Annotated in this window: 3 protein-coding genes; all 3 read left to right on the forward strand. The window is 66.3% G+C overall.

The features are described from left to right. Positions 1-94: 94 nt before the first annotated feature. The 3 genes from pufL to pufC are packed head-to-tail and all read left to right on the forward strand — an operon-like array spanning position 95 to position 3,017. Positions 95-919, forward strand: coding sequence for a photosynthetic reaction center subunit L (pufL, locus tag MBTS_RS22810; protein ID WP_056146872.1), 825 nt, complete (start codon positions 95-97; stop codon positions 917-919). A 14-nt stretch (positions 920-933) separates the two neighbouring features. After that, positions 934-1,911, forward strand: coding sequence for a photosynthetic reaction center subunit M (gene pufM / locus MBTS_RS22815; RefSeq protein ID WP_018043295.1), 978 nt, complete (start codon positions 934-936; stop codon positions 1,909-1,911). Next, positions 1,908-3,017 (forward strand): photosynthetic reaction center cytochrome PufC, encoded by a 1,110-nt coding sequence (gene pufC, locus MBTS_RS22820; protein WP_056146870.1) that lies wholly within the window; start codon positions 1,908-1,910, stop codon positions 3,015-3,017. The genes pufM and pufC overlap by 4 nt, the downstream gene beginning before the upstream one ends. The last annotated feature ends 288 nt before the right edge of the window (positions 3,018-3,305 follow it).

The following is a 3,305-nucleotide window of genomic DNA, read 5'->3' on the forward strand; positions in this document are numbered from 1 at the left end:
TCCCCACAAGGGGGAGGGGGACGCGCTCTGCCGATAAGAGCGGATGCGCCCATCCATCAAGAATCGTGACCTGTGAAGCCGGGAGGTATTCGCGATGGCGATGCTGAGTTTCGAACGAAAATACCGCGTCCGCGGCGGCACGCTCCTCGGCGGAGACCTGTTCGATTTCTGGGTCGGGCCGTTCTATGTCGGGTTCTTCGGCGTCACGACGCTGTTCTTCTCGGTGCTCGGCACCGCGCTGATCGTCTACGGCGCCGCACTCGGGCCGACCTGGAACATCTGGCAGATCAACATCGCGCCGCCCGACCTCAAATACGGGCTGGCGCTCGCCCCCCTCAAGGAGGGCGGCCTCTGGCAGATCATCACCTTCTGCGCCATCGGGTCGTTCGTCTCCTGGGCCCTGCGCGAGGTCGAGATCTGCCGCAAGCTCGGCATCGGCTACCACGTGCCCTTCGCCTTCGCGGTGGCGATCTTCGCCTATGTCTCGCTGGTGGTGATCCGGCCGTTCCTGATGGGCGCCTGGGGCCACGGCTTTCCCTACGGCATCCTCTCCCATCTCGATTGGGTTTCGAACACCGGCTACCAGTACCTGCACTTCCACTACAATCCGGCGCACATGCTGGCGGTGTCGTTCTTCTTCACGACGACCTTCGCCCTGTCCCTGCACGGCGCCCTGATCCTCTCGGCCACCAATCCGGGCAAGGGCCAGGTGGTGAAGACGCCCGAGCACGAGGACACCTTCTTCCGCGACACGATCGGCTACTCGATCGGCACGCTCGGCATCCACCGGCTCGGCCTGTTCCTCGCCCTGTCGGCGGGCTTCTGGAGCGCCGTCTGCATCATCATCAGCGGCCCGTTCTGGACCCGTGGCTGGCCGGAATGGTGGGGCTGGTGGCTCAATCTCCCGGTCTGGCGCTAGAGGGGGGCACGACCATGGCCTATTATCAGAACATCTTCACCGAGGTCCAAGTCCGCTCCACCATTCCGGAACTCGGCGTTCCCGTCGATGTCGACCGGCGCTGGGGCACGCCGTTCCACAGCTACCTGTTCGGCCTGTTCGGCAACGCCCAGGTGGGTCCGATCTACATCGGCTATCTCGGCGCCCTCTCGGGCGTGTGCTTCCTCATCGCCTTCGAGATCGTCGGCCTCAACATGTGGGCGAGCGTGAACTGGGACCCGGTCCAGTTCGTGCGCCAGTTGCCCTGGCTCGCCCTGGAGCCGCCGCGACCGCAATACGGGCTCAAGATCCTGCCGCCGCTGCAGGAGGGCGGGTGGTGGCTGATCGCCGGCTTCTTCCTCACCGCCTCGATCCTGCTGTGGTGGGTCCGGCTCTATCGCCGCGCCCGGGCGCTCGGCCTCGGCACCCATGTGCCCTGGGCCTTCGCCTCCGCCATCTGGCTGTTCCTGGTCCTCGGCTTCATCCGGCCGGTCCTGATGGGGTCGTGGAGCGAGGCGGTGCCCTTCGGCATCTTCCCGCATCTCGACTGGACCGCCGCCTTCTCGCTCCGCTACGGCAACCTCTTCTACAACCCGTTCCACATGCTCTCGATCGTCTTCCTCTACGGGTCGACGCTGCTCTTCGCGATGCATGGCGCCACCATCCTGGCGGTGAGCCGCTTCGGCGGTGAGCGCGAGATCGACCAGATCGTCGATCGCGGCACCGCCACCGAGCGCGCCGCCCTGTTCTGGCGCTGGACCATGGGCTTCAACGCCACGATGGAATCGATCCACCGCTGGGCCTGGTGGTTCGCGGTTCTGACCACCCTCACCGGCGGCATCGGCATCCTGCTCACCGGCACGGTGGTCGACAATTGGTACCTCTGGGCGGTCAAGCACGGCGTCGCCCCGTCCTATCCGCAGGTCTATGCGCCGGTCGTCGATCCCTTGAGCATGCCGGGGGCGGTCCCATGAAGACGTTCGTCACAGTTCTCGGCGCCTCGATCGCCTTCTTCCTCACCATCGCGATGTTCGGCCTGACCGACTGGGACCGGCCGCCCCTGGCGGTCCAGCAGAGCGGCTTTCGCGGCACGGCGATGGACCAGATCCATACCCGCGCCGGGGCGGCCGAGACGAAGGCGGCCAACGTCGCCCCGGCGCCGGCCGACCCGGCCGAGCCCGGCGAGGAACTCGCCGGCGCCACCTACGAGAACGTCCAGGTCCTCAAGAACGTCAGCGTCAACGAGTTCAACCGCCTGATGGTCTCGATGACCGAATGGGTCAGCCCCGAACAGGGCTGCACCTACTGCCACAACACCGAGAACATGGCCGACGACAGCCTCTACCAGAAGAAGGTCGCCCGCCGGATGCTGCAGATGACCCAGCACATCAACGAGAGCTGGAAGGACAACCATGTGGGGGGCACGGGCGTCACCTGCTTCACCTGCCATCGCGGCCAGCCGGTGCCGGCCCATGTCTGGTTCACCGATCCCGGCCCGAACCGGCCCGGCGGCTTCACAGCCCGGAACAACGGCCAGAACCTGGCCAAGGCCTCGGTGGGGCTCGCCTCGCTGCCCTACGACACCCTGACCGAATACCTCGCCGACAAGACCATCGACAACAACGCCATCCGGGTGAACGCCACCACGGCGCTTCCCACCACGAAGGGCAAGCCGATCCAGGATGCGGAGAAGACCTACGGCCTGATGATCCACATGTCGGAGGGTCTCGGGGTCAACTGCACCTTCTGCCACAACACCCGGGCGATCTCGAACTGGTCGCAGAGCACGCCCCAGCGCACCACCGCCTGGCACGGCATCCGCATGGTGCGGGACATCAACGGCAATTACCTCGAGCCGCTGACCTCCACCTTCCCCACCGCCCGCCTCGGCGTGCTCGGCGACGTGCCGAAGGTGAATTGCACCACCTGCCACAACGGCCAGAGCAAGCCCCTCAACGGCGCATCGATGATCGAGGCCTATCCGGAACTCGCCAAATCCACCGAAACGGCGAGCGCGGCGGATCCCGTACCCGCGGACCCGGCGCCGGCCGACCCGGCTCCGACCCCCGCGCCACAATAGGGTTTCGGAGATAGACAAGGGGGGTGGGTTCTTTGGAATCCGCCCCTTTTGCTTGCGCGGAACGGGCACCACACCAAGTCCCAAGCGAGCCCGTCCCAGCGGGCACGGTTGAGAATCCCCTCACTCGCCACGCCTCCCGGATTTACACAGCAGCCGTTTCAGGCAGAGCGCATCCCTCTCCCCCTTGTGGGGAGAGGTCAGGAGTGGGGGTGGTGCCGCGTGCCTCCGTAAGCTGAGGGTCGCCCAACCACCCCCACCTCCGGCTCCTCCCCCCAAGGGGGAGGAGGG

This window comes from Methylobacterium bullatum, from assembly GCF_014845095.1.
Lineage (GTDB): Bacteria > Pseudomonadota > Alphaproteobacteria > Rhizobiales > Beijerinckiaceae > Methylobacterium > Methylobacterium bullatum.

Excerpts from the sequence above, each read along its gene's own strand:
- pufL (WP_056146872.1), top strand. The coding sequence starts at position 95 with ATGGCGATGCTGAGTTTCGAACGAAAATACCGCGTCCGCGGCGGCACG.
- pufM (WP_018043295.1), top strand. The coding sequence starts at position 934 with ATGGCCTATTATCAGAACATCTTCACCGAGGTCCAAGTCCGCTCCACC.
- pufC (WP_056146870.1), top strand. The coding sequence starts at position 1,908 with ATGAAGACGTTCGTCACAGTTCTCGGCGCCTCGATCGCCTTCTTCCTC.